Origin of the sequence: Flavobacterium sp. 38-13 (assembly GCF_001899155.1) — a bacterium.
Classification (GTDB): domain Bacteria; phylum Bacteroidota; class Bacteroidia; order Flavobacteriales; family Flavobacteriaceae; genus Flavobacterium; species Flavobacterium lindanitolerans.
This window is the reverse complement of sequence record NZ_MKVG01000007.1, coordinates 274594-292758: the sequence shown is the minus strand read 5'-3', so window position 1 is coordinate 292758 and position 18165 is coordinate 274594. Positions and strand designations below refer to the sequence as shown.

Genomic DNA, 18165 nt, shown 5'->3' with positions numbered 1-18165 from the left:
GTTTTTAGTGTAATGTATAAGCGCAAATCCAAAATCTTAAATCTTAAATCTGCAATCTAAAATCTAAAAACCGCCATCTAAAATCACAAATTTATAATTTTGAAAAAGGTACTCATCATAACTTATTATTGGCCACCGGCAGGAGGACCCGGAGTGCAGCGCTGGTTAAAGTTTGTAAAGTACCTCCCTGATTTTGGTATTCAGCCAATTGTTTATATTCCCGAAAACCCAACCTATCCGATTCTGGATGAGGAATTGGTTTCTGAAGTTTCCGATAAGGCCATTATATTGAAGAAGAAAATTTTCGAGCCATATGGGTTTGCCTCCATTTTTTCCAGGAAAAAGACCAAAAAAATCAGTTCGGGAATTATTCCAAATAAAAAAAAGCAATCCCTTCTGGAAAAACTTTTTCTTTGGATTCGGGGCAATGTTTTTATTCCGGATGCCAGGGTGTTTTGGGTAAAACCGTCGGTATTGTTTCTGGAGAAATACATTCGTGAAAACGAAATCGATACAATAATAACTTCCGGCCCTCCACACAGTCTCCATCTTATTGGATTGGCTTTAAAAGAAAGAACAAAAGCATACTGGATAGCAGATTTCAGAGACCCGTGGACAACCATAGGCTATCATAATAAACTGAAATTATCCGCATCGGCTGCAAAAAAACATAAAGAACTGGAATCTATTGTATTGAATGAAGCCGATCAGATTTTAGTAACCAGCCAAACGACCAAAAAAGAGTTTGAGGTGCTGACTACAAAACCGATAGAAATCATTACAAATGGTTTTGATGTAGAAAAAGTAGCCCGGCAGCCTTTGGACGAAAAATTCAGCATAGCGCATATTGGTTCCTTTTTATCTGAAAGGAATCCGAGAATATTATGGAAATGCCTTAAAGAAATCATTAAAGAAAACCCTGATTTCAAAAAAGATTTTGAATTGAAACTGATAGGAGCCGTAAGTCAGGAAGTGCTGGATGCCCTTGCAGAATTCAGGCTGAACTCTTATGTAAACAATCTGGGTTATGTTTCGCACAAGACAGCAGTTGAACACCAGAAAAAATCACAGGTGCTGCTTTTGGTCGAAATCAATTCTGAGGACACAAAAAGTATCATACCGGGAAAATTATTTGAATACATGGCCTCAGAACGTCCCATCCTGGCAATAGGTCCTGAAGGTTCAGATTTCGCTTCTATCATAAAAGAAACAAATACAGGTGCCTTTTTCCATTATGATGAATTTGATGCCCTGAAAGAACGTATTTTGGCTTATTATGCCGCTTATAAAGAAGATAACCTTAAAACATATGCCGTCGGTTTACAACAGTACAGTCGAAAAAGCCTTACTGAAAAGCTGTCGAAAATTATACGAAAGTGAATTTAGAATTAAGATGATAGAGAATAGTTGATAGTGGATAGTTATTAGTGGATAGTTGATAGTGGATAGTGGATAGTCGGTACAGGATAGATAGTTTAGGTAAAGAAATCACAAATCAAAAATCACAAATCATAAATCTAAAATCAGAGTTCATGAATCACAAATCTAAAATCATAAATCAAAAAACATAAATCCAAATCGCCCATGGGAATTGTATTAAACCAGTCTGCCAAAAACATTGCCGTAACCTATTTTGGTTTTGGTATTGGCGCTGTTAATGCACTTTTCCTCTATACCAGTTTTTTAGGAAAAACACATTACGGTATTGTTTCGTTTTTGCTTTCTGCTGCGAATATCATGATGCCGCTTATGGCGTTTGGCGTTCATAGTACACTGATACGGTTTTATGCAAAGTATAAGGACGAAGACAAACGTGAACGGTTTCTGAGTTTTATGCTGTTGATGCCTTTTCTGCTGATAATACCCATTACTATCATTACTGTTTTTGGATATGAGCAGATTGCGTCATGGATAATTAAAGACAATCCTACGGTTGAGCCTTATTTATGGCTGATACCGGTTGTAGGACTTTTTATGGGCTATTTTGAGATTTTCTATGCCTGGGTTAAAGTGCATATGAAATCTGTTTTCGGGAATTTTATCAGCGAAGTCCTGGTTCGGATTGTGACTACAATTCTGCTGTGTTCTATTTATATGGGATGGATTGATAAAGATACTTTTATTTATTGCATAGCAGGAGCTTACGGATTACAGATGCTTGCCATGATGGTATATGCGATGTATGTCAAAATGCCTAAATTGCATGTCAGGCTTCCTGAAAATACCAGGGATATTTTTGGCTATTCGTTTTTTATCATCTTGTCAGGAAGTGTAGCCGTATTATTACTGGATTTTGATAAGGTAATGATTCCGGCTTATGAAGAAATCAGCAAAAATGCAGTCTATTCTGTCGCGATTTATATTGCTACGGTTATTGCGGTTCCGAGTCGGGCCATGCTACAGATTATCTACCCGATAACAGCCCGCTTAATGAGCGAAGAAAAGATGGAAGAACTGAACGACCTCTATAAAAAAAGCGCCATCAGTCTGCAGGTTTTTGGTGGATTGGTAATGTTGGGTATTTTTCTAAATATCAAGCAACTGTATCTAGTAATACCCGGAAATTATGAGGCGGGACTTTGGAGTGTTTTTCTAATCGGGCTCGGTAAGTTTTATGATGTCATTTTAGGAAACAACAATGCCATTATCCTGAATACAAAATACTACCGCATGGTTTTGATTTTCGGATTGCTGCTGGTTGTAATGATGATTGGGTTAAATATGCTTTTTATTCCAATGTATGGCATAACAGGTTCTGCTTTGGCTACCTTTATTTCCATATTTGTCTATAATACGATAAAACTGCTGTTTGTGGTTAGAAAAATGGATTTATATCCGTTTACAGCCAATACCTTAAAATCATTTGGAATCATAGCTCTTGTGTTTATCACATTTTATTTTTGGGATTTTCCTTTCAATCCTTTTGTAAATATCATCTTGAAATCAATATTGATTACAATAGTTTATGTGTATCTGAATTATCTTTTTAAGATTTCTGCCGATATCAATCAGGTTTTAGAGAAAATGGTTCCTATAATCAAAAACTCACTTAAGAAGTAGCAGTTTTTTAATTTTTGACAGGATGTTGGACTTTAGGCTAAAAGTTTTTTACATAGTGGCGAAGCGGCTTAATTTTACAAAAGCTGCAGAAGAGCTTTTTATTACCCAGCCCGCCGTCAGCAAGCATATCCATGAGATTGAATCTTTCTATCAGAGCAAGCTTTTTGAAAGAAATGGTACAAGAATAAAACTAACTCCGGCCGGAGAAATACTTTTGGGCTATGCCGAAGAAATTCTAACCATACACAGAAACATAGAATTTGACCTTGCGGCACTGACGAAAGACATTAGGGGAGTGCTTAAAATAGGAGCCAGTACAACTGTAGCACAATACTTTTTACCAAAATATCTGGCTTCTTTCAAGCGGAAGTTCCCTGATTTGAAAATAACCCTTTTTGTGAATAATACAGAGCAGGTAGAGAACCTGTTGTTGGAAAATAAGGTCAATTTGGGTATTGTGGAAGGACAAACCAAACGCAAAGACATAAAATATACTCCTCTGGTTAAAGATGAAATAGTTTTGTGTACAAGCGCAGCAAACCCATCTTCAAAAAAGGCAACATTTGCTTTAAAAGATTTACAGCAATTGCCTTTAGTAATGAGGGAAAGTGGTTCTGGAACCCGTGAAGTTATTATTGCGGCATTAAAAAAAGCAGGCCTGCCGTTTTCGGCCCTCAATATTGATATGGAATTTGAAAGTACAGAAAGTATCAAGTCTTATCTGTTGAATTCCAATTCGTATGCTTTCCTGTCTGTAACTTCTATATTCAAAGAATTGAAAAGCGGAGAATTAAAAATTGTCGATATCAAAGAGTTGGAAATTGAACGCTATTTCTATTGTGTTATACAACAGGGCGATACGCATTTTTTAAATGAGGTTTTTTTCAAACACCTGTCCTTACATAACTTAAAGTTATAACACATTCAAAATAGTAATTTCTCTCTTGCTTCCAGACTTGTCAATTTTGCATTGTAATTTAATCATACAATGGAAAAAAATAATCATCTCTTAGAGCAGAAGCGGAACTTTTTCGGAAAGAATATTACGGTTAGGCAGCTACTTTTTATATTGCTAATCCTGCTTTGCTCATCAACTTATATTTCGCCACCTTTTGCCTTATTTTTAGGAATTTTGACTGCCCGGACAATTGGACATCCGTATTTGCAATTCAATCATAAAATAACGCATTATTTGCTGCAAATTTCTGTAGTAGGTTTAGGATTTGGAATGAATGTACATACGGCACTTCAGGCAGGAAAAAGTGGTTTTTTATTTACGGTATTTTCTATTTTTGGTGTTCTTACAGCCGGATATATAGTCGGGAAAATCCTAAAGATTAATAAAGAAATATCCTTCCTGATTTCTGTTGGAACAGCCATTTGCGGAGGAAGTGCCATTGCTGCTGTTTCACCGGTTATCAACGCAAAAGAAAAACAAATAAGCGTAGCATTAGGAGCAATTTTCATATTAAACTCAATAGCACTCCTGTTGTTCCCGGTTATAGGCCATATGCTGCATCTTTCCCAGTCTCAATTTGGATTGTGGTGTGCCATAGCCATACAAGATACCAGTTCTGTTGTAGGAGCTGCAAGCAAATATGGAAATGAAGCCTTGCAGATGGCTACTACAGTAAAGCTCACACGGGCATTGTGGATAATTCCGATTGCTTTTATTAGTTCGGTTATTTTTAAGTCGAAAGAATCAAAAATAAAAATCCCTTATTTCATAGGCTTGTTTGTGGTGGCCATCATCCTTAATACCTATGTTCCTTTTTTCCATAAAATAGGAGGTAGCCTTGTAAGCCTGTCAAAAATCGGGATGACCGTTACGCTGTTTTTAATTGGAGCAGGTTTGTCGAAAACGGTATTGGCTTCGGTCGGATTCAAGCCTATACTGCAAGGAATTATACTTTGGATACTTATAGCGGTTCCTACAGTTTTGATTATATTTTATCTGTAACCGTATAAAATAATAAATCCCGCCTACTTTGCAGTATAACGGGATTTATAACAAACCTAACCAACCAATTTTAATAATCAACCAAATTATTAAACTCTTAAATATTTTATCAGTTTGTCTAACCAACTAACTTTTACGATTTACTATATTCAAGTTCCATGCCAAAGTTAAAATGTCATGCTTCCCGGAATGATAAATTAGTGTTAAACAGTACTATAGTTTTTCTTTGAGATATTTTCCGGTAATAGAATTTTTATTTTGTACAATTTCTTCCGGTGTTCCCGAAGCAACTAGCTGCCCTCCGTTTTCACCGCCTTCAGGACCAATATCGATAATATAATCAGCACACTTGATAAGGTCAAGATTATGCTCAATAACAATGATGGAATGTCCTTTGTCGATTAAGGCATCAAATGAAGCCAACAGTTTTTTAATATCGTGAAAATGCAATCCGGTAGTTGGCTCGTCAAAAACAAACAGAGCTTTATCTTTTGTTGCTCCTTTTACAAGGAAAGAAGCCAGTTTGATTCGCTGTGCCTCACCACCCGAAAGTGTCGATGAGGACTGCCCAAGTTGTACGTAACCCAAACCAACATCCTGTAAGGGTTGCAGTTTCTGGGTGATTTTTGACTGCTTGTGTTCGGAAAAGAAAGCTACAGCATCATCAATTGTCAGCGTCAGAATATCGTCTATGTTTTTTCCTTCGTAGGTAACTTCCAGAATTTCTTTTTTGAAACGCTTTCCGTTGCAGGTATCGCATACCAATTGGACATCGGCCATAAAAACCATTTCTACATTGATAGTACCTTCACCTTTGCAGGTTTCACAACGACCGCCATCAACGTTGAATGAGAAATGCTTTGGCTGATAATTTCTGATTTGCGATAGTTTTTGCTTGGCAAACAGGTCACGAATATCGTCATACGCCTTGATATAGGTCACCGGATTGGAACGTGAACTACGGCCAATAGGATTCTGGTCGACATATTCGATATGTTTGATAAGCTGATAACTTCCGGTCATTTCGCTAAATTGCCCGGCTTTTTCACCAACACCTTCCAGCGCTTTCTGCATGGCCGGAAAAAGTATTTTTTTGACAAGGGTACTTTTTCCACTTCCGGAAACTCCGGTGATTACTGTAAGCACTTCCAAAGGAAAACGAACATCAATATTTTTAAGGTTGTTTTCACGTGCCCCAATAATATCAATAAAGTTTTTATGTTTTCTGCGTATTCTCGGCGTTTTTATTTCTTCCTGTCCGTTCAGGTATTGGGCTGTAAGCGATGATGATTTTAGTATTTCCTCAAAAGTTCCCTGTGCCACCAGTTCTCCTCCAAATGTTCCTGCTTCCGGGCCTATGTCGATAATCATATCGGCCGCTTTCATAATATCTTCATCGTGCTCCACCACGATAACCGTATTTCCTAAATCGCGAAGCGAAAGCAACACTTTTATCAATCGTTCCGTATCTTTAGGATGAAGCCCGATACTTGGCTCATCCAAAATATACATCGAGCCTACTAGGCTGCTTCCTAAGGATGTAGCCAGATTAATTCGCTGGGATTCACCTCCGGATAATGTGGCAGAATTTCGGTTTAGGGTAAGATAATCAAGCCCCACCTCCGATAGGAAAGCCAGACGGTTATTGATTTCCAGTAATAAACGTTTGGCAACTTTGAAATCGTATTCCGAAAATTCCAGTTCTTTGAAAAAAGTAACCAATCTTTTGATTGGCAAATCAACCAAATCAGAAATCGTTTTGCCGCCAACTTTTACATAATTGGCTTCTTCACGCAGACGTTTTCCTCTGCAATCCGGGCATTTGGTCTTACCCCTGTAGCGGGAAAGCATCACACGATTTTGTATTTTATAATTTTTTACTTCCAGTTCTTTAAAGAAATCGTTCAATCCGACAAATTCCTTATTGCCTTTCCATACCAAAGCTTTTTGTTCTTCAGTAAGTTCATAATAGGGCTTGTGGATGGGGAAATCAAATTTATAACCGTTTTTGACCAGTTCATCTCTGTACCAGCTCATGCTCTCGCCGCGCCACGGATAAATAGCATTTTCGAAAATAGAAAGTGCTGTGTTCGGGATAACCAAATCTTCATCAATTCCTATCACATTCCCATATCCCTGACAGGTAGGGCAGGCTCCATAAGGATTATTAAAGCTGAAAAGGTGAACGTTAGGTTCAAAAAACTGTATTCCGTCCAGTTCAAAATTATTACTGTACGTAAAACGCTTATCCGTATTTAATTCCTGCAGATAACAAACACCTTTGCCTTCATAAAAAGCGGTCTGGATAGCATCGGCAAGTCGGTTGAAAAATTCTTCTTCTTCCTTGACAACAATCCTGTCAATAATCAATAATATATCTTTATTGTCTAACGAATGGCCGTCTATTTCATCAAGTCTTACCATTTCATTACCCACCAGTATACGGGCAAACCCCTGTTGCAGCAATACTTTCAGTTTGTCTTCAAGTGCACGTCCGTCTTCCAGATGAATAGGGGCGAGGAGCAACCACCGACTATCCAAATCAAATGATTTTACGTCATTAATAACATCTGTAACACTGTCTTTTCTGACTTCCTGCCCGGATATAGGAGAGAAAGTTTTCCCGATTCTGGCAAAAAGCAATTTCAGGTAATCGTATATTTCTGTAGAAGTACCAACCGTTGAGCGGGCATTGGTCGTATTCACTTTTTGCTCGATAGCTATTGCCGGAGCAATTCCTTTGATATATTCTACTTTTGGCTTGTCTAATCGTCCAAGAAACTGCCTGGCATAAGAAGAAAGACTTTCAACATACCTTCTTTGTCCTTCAGCATAAAGTGTATCAAAAGCCAGACTTGATTTTCCGGAGCCGGAAAGCCCTGTAATGACTACAAATTTATTTCTGGGAATTACTACATCAAGATTCTTAAGATTGTGAATTTGAGCACCTTTGATGATAATATTTGATTTTGGTTCAATCTTTGTTATATCAGTTATCATAGCTAATTTTGAGAAGTACAAAGATAATTAATTTTAGTGATGCAATCCGATACTATAAGATTGAGATATAGTCAGGGATGGCAATGTTAACGGACTCGTAAATCTATTGAAATATGCCATTTTTTGACGGAGAAACATTGTTGAAAATTATTTTATCATAAGGTTTTATGTTAAAATTCGATATTTTGTTTTGTACTATAAAAAAAATAATGCTACATTTGGTTCATTATTAATCTTAATTTAACACTTGCCTATACAAAAAATTACTTTTTAGAATATCTATTTTTCATTACACAACCAAAAACTAAAAGGTAATACTATGGCAAATGTTCAAACCCCAGACGCTTTGTTGGTAAAAAGATATGTGGCGGGTGACGAAGTCGCTCTTGCTTCACTTATCGACAGACACCAGTCAAAAATCTATGGATTTATCTACTCCAAGGTTTCTGACAGAGATATTACTGATGATATTTTTCAGGACACCTTTATTAAAGTCATTAAAACCTTGAAATCAGGTTCGTATAATGAAGAAGGGAAATTTCTTCCCTGGGTAATGAGAATTGCCCATAACCTTATTGTGGACCATTTCAGGAGAGGCAAAAAAATGCCTATGTCAAGAGAAACAGAAGAGTTTTCTATATTCTCTGTTATTTCAGACTCATGCCCGAATATCGAAAGCAGAATGATTACGGCTCAGGTAGAAAAAGACCTGAAAAAATTGATAGAAGAACTTCCGGATGACCAGAAAGAAGTGCTGTTAATGCGAATTTATCAGGACCTTAGTTTTAAAGAAATCTCTGAATTGACGGGAGTTAGCATCAATACCGCTTTGGGTAGAATGCGTTATGCTCTCATGAACTTAAGAAAAGTTATTGACAAGCATCAAATTATCTTGACAAACTAACAATATTCCCTGCATTGTTGCGTTGTAGTAGAAATAACCTAGTAAAATTATTATATGGCAAAAATCTACTCTAAAAAATCATTAGCAACAAAACCAATGCAACCTAAAAAAGAGACAATATCATTTCTATTGAATTACTCTAAAGCCTTGAGCTATATCAAAGTAAAAGGGCTTAAATTTGAGTCGATTGCTAACTGATAAAATATCCCGGTAATTTATTATCGGGATATTTTTTTTATTTCCCGGCCAGTTCAGCCAGTACTTTTTTACTGCCGATAGTGCGGGTAATAATATCCTTTCCTAAATTCCAGCCCCTTGCAGGAGAATATTCCCTTCCATACCAGATTATCTGAAGGTGGAGGTCATTCCATAATTCTCTGGGGAAAATAGCTTTAGCATCTTTTTCCGTCTGTAGCACATTTTTTCCGTTTGAAAGTCCCCAGCGATACATCAATCGGTGGATATGCGTGTCTACCGGGAAAGCAGGAACTCCAAAAGCCTGTGACATAACAACGCTGGCTGTTTTGTGCCCTACTGCCGGAAGCGCTTCCAATGCTTCAAAACTTTGAGGGACTTCGCCATTGTATTTTTCAATAAGTATTTGTGACAAGCCGTAGATTCCTTTGGATTTCATAGGCGAAAGGCCACACGGACGGATGATGTCCTGAATTTCTTCAACAGACATTTTTACCATATCATATGGATTGTCAGCCCTGGCAAAGAGCAAGGGCGTAATCTGATTGACACGAACGTCTGTGCATTGTGCCGATAACAAAACAGCAATTAGCAAAGTATAAGCGTCTTTATGGTCTAACGGAACAGGAACGGTAGTGTATAACTCTTTTAACGTATTAATAACAAATGTAGCGCGCTCTTTTTTGGTCATTTTTAGCTATTTTTATAAATGTAAAAGTAGGATAAATATTTAGTTTTTCCTTTTTACAATTTTCTGAAACCCAATACCAAAAACATGACAACATTAAAAGCAGGAGACAAAGCGCCTGATTTTTCAGGCTTTGACCAAGACGGAAAATTTCACCAGTTAGCAGATTATAAAGGAAAAAAGTTAGTAGTTTTCTTTTATCCTAAAGCGAATACGCCGGGTTGTACCGCCGAAGCTTGCAACTTGCGTGATAATTTTGAACGCTTTAAAGCGAATAATTACGAGCTTTTGGGAGTTAGCGCAGATTCTCAAAAAGCACAGGGAAGATTCAGGGATAAATTCAAGTTTCCTTTCCCGTTAATGGCAGATGAAGATAAGAGTATTATTGAAGCTTTTGGCGTCTGGGGACCTAAAAAGTTTATGGGAAGAACCTATGACGGAATCCACAGGACAACATTTGTAATTGATGAGAAGGGGATTATCGAAGAAGTGATTACCGACGTAAAAACCAAAGCGCACGCCAATCAGATATTAAAATAGGGTAAATAAAAAAGCAGTATCTGACAAATACTGCTTTTTTTATAAAATATCTAAACTTAGCACCTCTTTTAAACTAATTTGTGCTTTCTTCCATCAGTTTTTTAGGGTCGTAACCAAAAAGATTATCTCTTTTAATCATTTCTGCAATACCTTTTGGCAGCATGCTTTCCCAGCCCGGTTTTCCTTTGCTAATCATTTTCAGAACCTCACGGGAGAAAATTTCCAAATCATGCTCATCAAAGTCGGTTATATCGACTACCTTTCCGTTGAACTTGAAGAATTTATACAATTCTTTCATTCTAGGATGTACTTTGAGGTTTTCTGAATTGATGACTACTCCGTGTTCGTCCTTCATAGGATACAGGAATACCTTCAGGTCACGATAAAATAATTTACCGAAAGCTTCCAGTATACCACCGCTTAAATGGCGGTAATATTTTTCATCAAAAACATCCACAAGGTTGCTTACTCCCATGGCAAGTCCCATACGGGCTTTGGTGTAGTTAGAGAAATATTCCACTACTTTATAATACTCTTGGAAATTAGAAATCATTACAGTCTGTCCTAAAGAACAAAGCAATTCAGCCCTGTCCATAAAATCTCTTTCGTCAATTTCACCATCCGAACGCAGGTTGGAAAGCGTAATTTCAAAAACGACCAGCGTATTTTCTTTTTCTACTTTATTTTCTTCGAGAAACATCTGTAATGATTTCTCGTACATATCCATGTTTACACGGGTTACCGGGCGGAAACTTCCTCTTAGTGCCAAAATGTTCTTTTTGTAAAGTACAGCAGCAGGTAAAACGTTATTTCCTTCAGGGTCAAACATTACGGCATCTGTCATCCCGTTTTTAACCAGCTGGAGGCTCATCAAACGGTTATCGACATCGGCAAAGCGCGGACCGGAAAAATTTATCGTATCGATTTCCAATTGGTCCTTGTCCAGGTGGTCATAAAGATAACGCAGTAACTTTTTTGGGTCATTGTATTTGTAAAAAGCACCGTAAATCAGATTAACACCAAGAATACCAAGGGTTTCCTGTTGTAATCGGGCATCGGTTTCTTTAAAACGGATATGGAGTATAATTTCATTATAATCCTCGTCCGGTTCAATCTGGTATTTGATACCTACCCAACCATGTCCTTTGAATTGTTTTGCAAAATCGATAGTGGCTACCGTGTTGGCGTAGCTAAAAAACATTTTGCTGGGATGTTTGTCTCGTTTAAGACGCTGTTCCACAAGTTTTACTTCGTGTGAAAGCATTTTTTTTAATCGGGCCTCGGTGACATATCTTCCATCAGCTTCAGCACCATAGATGGCGTCGCTAAAATCCTTGTCATAGGCAGACATCGCCTTAGCAATCGTTCCGGATGAACCACCTGTTCTAAAGAAATGCCTTACAGTTTCCTGACCGGCACCAATCTCGGCAAAAGTACCATATATATTTTCATTCAAGTTGATACGGAGCGCTTTATCCTTTATGGAAGGAATCTGCTCAATGACCTTATCTCCTTTGAGTTTAATCTCGTTTTCGTCGTTTCTCATAATAGTGATAATACTTTGCAAAGTTAACAAAATAGGGCTTTTATTAAAGGGAATTAATCCTATTTTTGTAAAAAATTAACGTCAATTGAAAGTCTATTTTTTAGGTACGGGTACTTCACAGGGCATTCCGGTAATAGGAAGCGAGCATCCCGTATGTAAAAGTACCAACGCAAAAGATAAGCGTCTTCGTGTGTCTGTTTGGATTTCCTGGGAAAATCATTCTTTTGTTATTGATTGCGGACCGGATTTCAGACAGCAAATGCTGGTGTCCCAATGCCCTAAAATTGATGGTATCCTCTTTACACACGAACATTCAGACCATACTGCAGGTTTGGATGATATCCGTCCGTTCAATTTCAGACAGGGCAATATTCCAATCTATCTGCACAAAAGGGTTTTAGAATCGCTTAAACGCAGGTTTGATTATGTTTTTGAAACGGTCGACAAATATCCGGGTGCTCCGTCTGTTGAACCAATAGAGGTAGTTAACGGGCAGAGTTTCGATATTGGGAATAAAAAGGCGATTCCAATTAATGTGATGCACGGTAATCTTCAGGTTTTTGGTTACAGGATAGACGATTTTGCCTATCTGACAGATGTCAAGACCATTGAACCGTCTGAAGTTGAAAAGCTAAAAGGATTAAAAGTGCTTGTAGTTAATGCTTTACGGGAAGAACCGCACCATTCTCATTTCAATCTGGAAGAAGCCCTGGAATTTATTAATACGGTTCGCCCTGAAAAGGCTTACCTGACCCATATCAGTCACAGGATGGGTTTTCACGATGAAGTAGAGAAGATGCTTCCTGAAAATGTATATCTGGCATATGACAATTTGCAAATAACTATCTAAAATCAAAAAACAATGAAAAAACCACTGTTATATCTTTTCATTTTGTCTGTACTGTTGAACATCTTTACTTATATGTATTTTACAAAAAAAGTAAAATTTGAAGAAGACAGAATAGCTAACTTCCAAAAGGAATCCAAAGCAAAAAAAGATTCTATAGCGGCCTTAAACAATCAGGTTATGGAGGCAAATTATTTTTCTTTGGAATATAATGATAACGCTATGGATTATTTTGAACAATTTGATATCAATCAGTTGTCAGCTGAAATTCGGGATGAAATCAATTCCTTGAATGAAAAACCAGAAGGGAATCCGCTTACAAAATATGACAAGATTAATGGTGACAAGGCAATTATCAATAAGATAAAAATTTTGAACAACCGTTGGATTATTGCCGATTTTAGTATTGGAAAAGCCTGGGGCGAAGTCATGATAAAATATTACAAACAGGAAGGTAAGCCAACGGAATATGAAACGATGGATACTTTTATCTATCCTGCCACATTAAAATAGAAGTTTTTTTATAATTTTATAGGCTATCAAGACTAACCCCAAAACAATTATGAAAAAAGTATTTATGTTGGCCTTTATTACTGTTTCAGCTTTTTCCTGTAAAGATCTGGGTAGGAATTCTGATTTGTCAATCCAGAAAGACAGCCTCGGAACAGTAGTAGGAAACGATAAAGACGATAAAGGATGTGTCGCTTCAGCAGGTTATACCTGGTCTGAATTGAAAAGAACCTGTGTTCGTCCGTTTGAGGTTGGTATCCGTTTGAACCCGGCTGCAGAAATAAAACAGGGAGAAGCAATTTATAGCGCTTTTGCTATTTTGGAAGAGAATGGAGGAAATAAAGCAGAGCTTTTTATGCCTAATGAAAAAACATCCATGATATTGGAAAGAGAATCAGAAGGAAAGCCTTATGTGAAAGACGATTGGAAATTGCAAACTACAAATGGCTATCAATTGATGAAAGGCGACTCGCTGATGTATGCAGGAGCGCTGATTAATGAGGAAGTGATAACCGGAAGCGATAAGGCAGAAGATTAAAACATACTAAAAAGGATTCCAAATCGGAATCCTTTTTTATTTGTGATTTTCTAACCAGTTTCTAAAATCGTAAAAATTTTGTGGCGATACGCCGTGTCCAATCGGATATTCTTTATAGGTTGCTTCTATTCCTAATTTTTTAAGTAAATCAGGCGCTTTTCGTGCCCATTCTACCGGAATTACCTGGTCAACAGTTCCGTGGGAAATAAACAGGTTCAGATGCCTGAAATCATTTTTTTCATAGCCCGGAACTAATAAATCAGTATTGATATGACCACTTAAAGCAATAACGTTTTTAACTTTTTTAGGATAGCTTAAAGCAACAGCATAGCTCAGGATTGTTCCCTGGCTGAATCCAATCAATGTTACATTCTGAAAGTCAATAGGAAGTTCAGAAATCAGTTCGTTGATGAGCTTTGCAATAAGGTCTCTTGATTCCTTAGCCTGGTCAATATCCGAAAATTTATTTTCATCCGCATCAAAATTGATGGCATACCAGGCGTGTCCGTATGGCTGCAGATTATAAGGTGCGCGGGCCGAAACCACATAATATTCATCAGGAAGTTCAGAAGCAAAAGAAAAGAGGTCTTCTTCGTTACTCCCATAACCATGAAGCAATAACAGTAGCGGATTCTTTTCTTTTTTTATTTTAGGTTCCCGAATAAGGTATTCTATATTTGATTTCATTAGTCTTAAGTAAGGTTTTTAAATGCTTTTTGGAAGAAACCTCCCAAGAGAGGAATTTTGTTCATCTGTCCCTGAAGAGCGCTTACGAAACTATAGGCCCATAAAATAAAAATAAAGATATACAGGGCTGATGAAATCATCCAGCTGTCAAACAATCCAACAGGATAGCCTAAAGCAAAGAACAGAAGGAATATTCCTAAAGTCTGTCGGATATAAAAGCCTGCAAAAGCATTTTTTTTATCGCCATTTAATACGGCAGCGATTATTGTTCCTATGATGGTAAGGTGGGTTATAATAGCAATGTTTTTTCCTTCGTTAACTGTATTTTCCATAATCTATTCGTTTAAAACCAATTGTTGGTTATTGTATATTCCATAGGCTTTTCCTTTCATGGATTCTCCCATAAAAGCTGAATTTTTTGATTTTGACAAGATATTTTCTTTACCAAATGTCCATTTCTCTTCAGGATTAAACAGGGTCAGATTTGCTTTGTTTCCTTCTTTGATAACACTTTGGTCAATACTGAAAATTTCTTTTCCCTGAGTCAGTTTTTCAATTACTGTTTCCAGAGGAAGAACAGTCAGTAATGCTCCAAAAGCGCTTTCCAATCCAATAGTTCCGTTTTTGGCCATATCAAACTCCATTTTTTTGTGTTCGATATCCATCGGATTATGGTCGGAGGTAATCATATCGATGATTCCGTCTTTTACAGCTTTTACCAAGGCCTTTCTGTCTGTTTCACTTCTTAACGGAGGAGTTACTTTATATCGGGTATCAAAACCATCCAGTTTTTCATCGGTCAATACCAGATTATGAACGGCCACACTACAGGTCACATCCAAACCTTTCGCTTTCGCTTCTTTGATAAGCTGTACCGATTTTGCGGTTGAAATAGTTGGGATGTGTAATTTTCCTCCGGTATATTCTAAGATAAACAAATTCCTTGAAACCTGCAATTCTTCAGCCAGTGAAGGAATACCTTTCAGGCCAAGTCGGGTGCTGGCTATACCTTCATTGGCAACACCTGCTCCCTTAATATCCGAATCCTGAGAATAGGCGATAACCAATCCATCAAAATCCTGTACATATTGCAGCGCAATTTTTAGCAGGTTGGCATTTGACAAGCTTTTGTTATAATCACCAAAAGCCACGGCGCCGGAATTTTTCATATCAAACAATTCGGCTAGGTCTTTACCTTCGCTTCCTTTAGTCAGTGCCCCAATAGGGAAAAGTTCTGTGGCAAAACCTTCTGCTTTTCTTTTTGAGAAACTGATTCCCGATTGGCTGTCTGGAATCGGAAAAGCATTGGGTTGCAAGGCGATGGCCGTAAAACCGCTTTTTCCGGCTGTATCCAGTCCGTTAGAAAGAGTTTCCCTGTCTTCAAACCCCGGTTCGCCTAAGCTGACACTGGAATCAAACCAGCCTTGTGATATATGAAGACCTTGAAAAGTAACTTCTTTAAGTTTATCAGGATTCTGGAGCTTTTTTCCAATTTTAGTAATGACGCCACCCTCAATTTTCAAATCGGCAATCTCATTGTGATAAGGGCTTTTAGGGTCAATAACCTTAGCTTGTCTGATAATTAGGTTCATTTTACGAATTTTTGTATCAATATTTCAGTGACTAAAAAGAGTAGCGTTAAAAACACAAACCATTTCCATATTTCATTGTCTGTCCTGTTGGTTTGTAAAGTATCAAAAACTTCATCAATGCTTCCAATAACATTATAATCTGATAATACAGATTCATTGGAAGTAGCAATATTGCTTTCTGTTCGGGCATAATTAAAGCTGATTTCCTTTAAAAGATTATCTTGCTTGTAGACTCCAAAATTTCCGGCTTCCTGTGGAAAATCGTTAAACGTAAGTTTGACTTTATTATTCAATATCTGCTGCATTGGAATGAATTTCTCATTCGTTTCTTCGGAAAGACTTTTGATTTCAACAATTTCATCTTTGGAGAGGGAAGCGTCAATCAGGAAAGGGCTATTTTCCCCAATAGTCAAGGCGCTGATTCCTGTTTTCTGACTGCTTAATGCCATATTGTAAAAAGTAGGCACAATCAAAGGTGAATTCTGGAAATTGGAGTTGTTTTTATTGAGCGGAGCCGAAAATACATAAACCGAACTGACCGGATTTTGTATTGCCGTAAGAAAAGCATTCTGGTCTTCAAAACTCAATATCGATGGATAAGCACTTGAAATACTGTAAGCACTGCTAACATTCGGGTATTGGAAATTATCAATCTTTTTCTCAAAAACGGTACTGTAGAGCGGATGATTAAAGGCAATTTTGGTAACCAGTTTCTCTCCGTTTTCTAAAGATTTGAATTGTATTTTTCCGAAATTTCCCATCAGGCTATTCAGGTTGGAAATACTGCTTTCAGAAGACGGAATAACAATCAGATTGCCACCTTTTTCTACAAAAGTTTTTAAGGTGGTCTGCAAGGCTTGAGGAACTTCAGGAACCTCGTTTAAGATAATAGCATCCTGTTTTTCCAGTATATTGTAATCCAGTGTTTTTAAGTCGAAGTTGCTAAAAATAAATTCATTATCAGAATAGATTTTTTTCAGGAAGCTGCTTTTTTCAGGCTGTCCAATGCTAACGATATTCATCTTTTGCGGCTTTGAAATACTGAAAAATAATTGGTTATCATATTGTAATGCATTGTCATCAATGGCAGCATAACCATTGAAATCTCCTTTTGGAATAGTAAAATTGATTGACTTTTCTTTGCCTTCAAAATTGACTATGGTTTTGGCAACCAGTTTTTTGTTATTATAAAGAGAAATAGGAATATCCTTTTCATTGTCACCGTAGGAAGAAAGCTTGATACCAATTTCATAAAAATTGTCCAAAGCCTGTTGGATGAAAACGCTGTCAATCGCTACATTGTTCTTTTGTTCTGCTTTTGGAATGATAAAATAGGCATTTGAAGTGCTATCAATGTTTTTAAGCTGTTTTGGCTGTAAACCCACTGCGTCTGTAATAATTACTATGTCTTTGTTATAAGGCGATTTTCTGGATTTTATTTTGGACATCAAATTATCCAAAACAAAGGGAGAAGCACTGTATTTTAGGTTTTGCAATTCTCTTTGGATGGATTTTATATCGGTATTCCAAAAAGTTTCAGAGTTTGTAATTAGTGAAAAAGTCTGGTTTTCAGGAACGTTTTCCAATAATTCCTGAACTGCCCGTTTCATCAATTCGCCTTGTTTTCCTTTGACCTGCATTGAAAAGGAATTGTCGAGAACGATAAACATTTCATTCGTGATTCCTTTACTGTCTTTAGCCTGGAAAAAAGGCTGGGCAAAAGCAATAATCAGACAAGCCAGAAGAAATAACCGGGTAAGTAATAAAAGCCATTTTTTTAACCTCGAACTTTTTCGGGTTTGTATGGCAAGCTCTTTTAGAAAATGTACGTTGGTAAAATATTCTTTCTTGAAACGACGCAGTTGAAATAAATGAACCAGAATTGGAATGACCAATAAGAAAAGGAAGTAAAGAATTTCAGGGTGTTTGAACTGCATTTATTGAAAGTTTGTCAAAAATACAAATTAGTTGGCAGTTGTCGTAGCTAGTTTGGAGATTTTTTTGGAATATTAAATCAGTCAGTTCAAAAATGCCACAGATTAAAGGATTAAAATGATTCAATGTCCAAAATCCGGGTAAATCTGTGTAATCAGTGGCT

At 37.2% G+C, this 18165-nt stretch carries 16 protein-coding genes; 9 read left to right on the top strand and 7 right to left on the bottom strand.

Translation table 11 applies throughout. The features are described from left to right. Window positions 1-99: 99 nt before the first annotated feature. From BGO88_RS04225 to BGO88_RS04210, 4 genes are all read left to right on the top strand, one after another. Entirely contained in the window at window positions 100-1380 is a 1281-nt protein-coding gene (locus BGO88_RS04225) for a glycosyltransferase family 4 protein (protein ID WP_502686499.1), read from the top strand. Window positions 1381-1584: 204 nt separating this feature from the next. Next, window positions 1585-3060, top strand: a complete 1476-nt coding sequence (locus BGO88_RS04220) for an oligosaccharide flippase family protein (protein WP_286706060.1) — start codon at window positions 1585-1587, stop codon at window positions 3058-3060. Between the two features lie 22 nt (window positions 3061-3082). Next, on the top strand, window positions 3083-3979 hold the full coding sequence (locus tag BGO88_RS04215; RefSeq protein ID WP_286706059.1) for a LysR substrate-binding domain-containing protein: 897 nt from the start codon (window positions 3083-3085) through the stop codon (window positions 3977-3979). A 69-nt stretch (window positions 3980-4048) separates the two neighbouring features. Continuing rightward, the gene (locus tag BGO88_RS04210) at window positions 4049-5020 is read left to right on the top strand and encodes a YeiH family protein (protein ID WP_286706058.1); all 972 of its coding nucleotides are present in this window, start codon (window positions 4049-4051) and stop codon (window positions 5018-5020) included. A gap of 213 nt (window positions 5021-5233) precedes the next feature. Here BGO88_RS04210 and uvrA read toward each other — a convergent pair whose 3' ends face one another. After that, window positions 5234-8020 carry an excinuclease ABC subunit UvrA gene (gene uvrA / locus BGO88_RS04205; RefSeq protein WP_286706057.1) on the bottom strand — a complete coding sequence of 929 codons (2787 nt, stop codon included), beginning with the start codon at window positions 8018-8020 and terminating at the stop codon, window positions 5234-5236. 319 nt (window positions 8021-8339) lie between these two features. On the opposite strand from uvrA, the gene BGO88_RS04200 reads away from it, so the two are divergent. Then, window positions 8340-8924 carry an RNA polymerase sigma factor gene (locus tag BGO88_RS04200; RefSeq protein ID WP_056070645.1) on the top strand — a complete coding sequence of 195 codons (585 nt, stop codon included), beginning with the start codon at window positions 8340-8342 and terminating at the stop codon, window positions 8922-8924. Between the two features lie 235 nt (window positions 8925-9159). On the opposite strand, the gene BGO88_RS04195 is transcribed toward BGO88_RS04200, so the two are convergent. Continuing rightward, window positions 9160-9810, bottom strand: coding sequence for an endonuclease III domain-containing protein (locus BGO88_RS04195; RefSeq protein ID WP_286706056.1), 651 nt, complete (start codon window positions 9808-9810; stop codon window positions 9160-9162). Window positions 9811-9894: 84 nt separating this feature from the next. Here BGO88_RS04195 and bcp point away from each other — a divergent pair, with 84 nt between their 5' ends. Further along, window positions 9895-10347, top strand: coding sequence for a thioredoxin-dependent thiol peroxidase (bcp, locus tag BGO88_RS04190; protein WP_286706055.1), 453 nt, complete (start codon window positions 9895-9897; stop codon window positions 10345-10347). Between the two features lie 73 nt (window positions 10348-10420). Here bcp and BGO88_RS04185 read toward each other — a convergent pair whose 3' ends face one another. After that, on the bottom strand, window positions 10421-11893 hold the full coding sequence (locus BGO88_RS04185; RefSeq protein WP_056070654.1) for a hypothetical protein: 1473 nt from the start codon (window positions 11891-11893) through the stop codon (window positions 10421-10423). 85 nt (window positions 11894-11978) lie between these two features. Between BGO88_RS04185 and BGO88_RS04180 the strand changes: the two genes are divergently transcribed. Genes BGO88_RS04180 through BGO88_RS04170 form a run of 3 tightly spaced genes read left to right on the top strand, consistent with a single transcriptional unit; the run spans window position 11979 to window position 13788 of the window. Next, window positions 11979-12743: an MBL fold metallo-hydrolase gene (locus BGO88_RS04180; protein WP_056070657.1), complete on the top strand. Its 765-nt coding sequence runs from the start codon at window positions 11979-11981 to the stop codon at window positions 12741-12743. A gap of 12 nt (window positions 12744-12755) precedes the next feature. Continuing rightward, window positions 12756-13253 carry a hypothetical protein gene (locus BGO88_RS04175; RefSeq protein WP_056070660.1) on the top strand — a complete coding sequence of 166 codons (498 nt, stop codon included), beginning with the start codon at window positions 12756-12758 and terminating at the stop codon, window positions 13251-13253. Window positions 13254-13302: 49 nt separating this feature from the next. Further along, window positions 13303-13788, top strand: a complete 486-nt coding sequence (locus BGO88_RS04170) for a hypothetical protein (RefSeq protein ID WP_286706054.1) — start codon at window positions 13303-13305, stop codon at window positions 13786-13788. A 36-nt stretch (window positions 13789-13824) separates the two neighbouring features. Here the strand turns inward: BGO88_RS04170 and BGO88_RS04165 are convergent, their stop codons facing one another. The 4 genes from BGO88_RS04165 to BGO88_RS04150 are packed head-to-tail and all read right to left on the bottom strand — an operon-like array spanning window position 13825 to window position 18004. Beyond that, window positions 13825-14475: an alpha/beta hydrolase gene (locus BGO88_RS04165; protein ID WP_286706053.1), complete on the bottom strand. Its 651-nt coding sequence runs from the start codon at window positions 14473-14475 to the stop codon at window positions 13825-13827. A 5-nt stretch (window positions 14476-14480) separates the two neighbouring features. Continuing rightward, window positions 14481-14807 (bottom strand): hypothetical protein, encoded by a 327-nt coding sequence (locus BGO88_RS04160; RefSeq protein WP_101471790.1) that lies wholly within the window; start codon window positions 14805-14807, stop codon window positions 14481-14483. Between the two features lie 3 nt (window positions 14808-14810). Beyond that, window positions 14811-16067: a dihydroorotase gene (locus BGO88_RS04155; RefSeq protein ID WP_286706052.1), complete on the bottom strand. Its 1257-nt coding sequence runs from the start codon at window positions 16065-16067 to the stop codon at window positions 14811-14813. Beyond that, a complete protein-coding gene (locus BGO88_RS04150) occupies window positions 16064-18004 on the bottom strand; it encodes a vWA domain-containing protein (protein ID WP_286706051.1) in 1941 nt (646 codons plus the stop codon). Before BGO88_RS04150 ends, BGO88_RS04155 begins: the two co-directional genes overlap by 4 nt. Window positions 18005-18165: the final 161 nt, after the last annotated feature.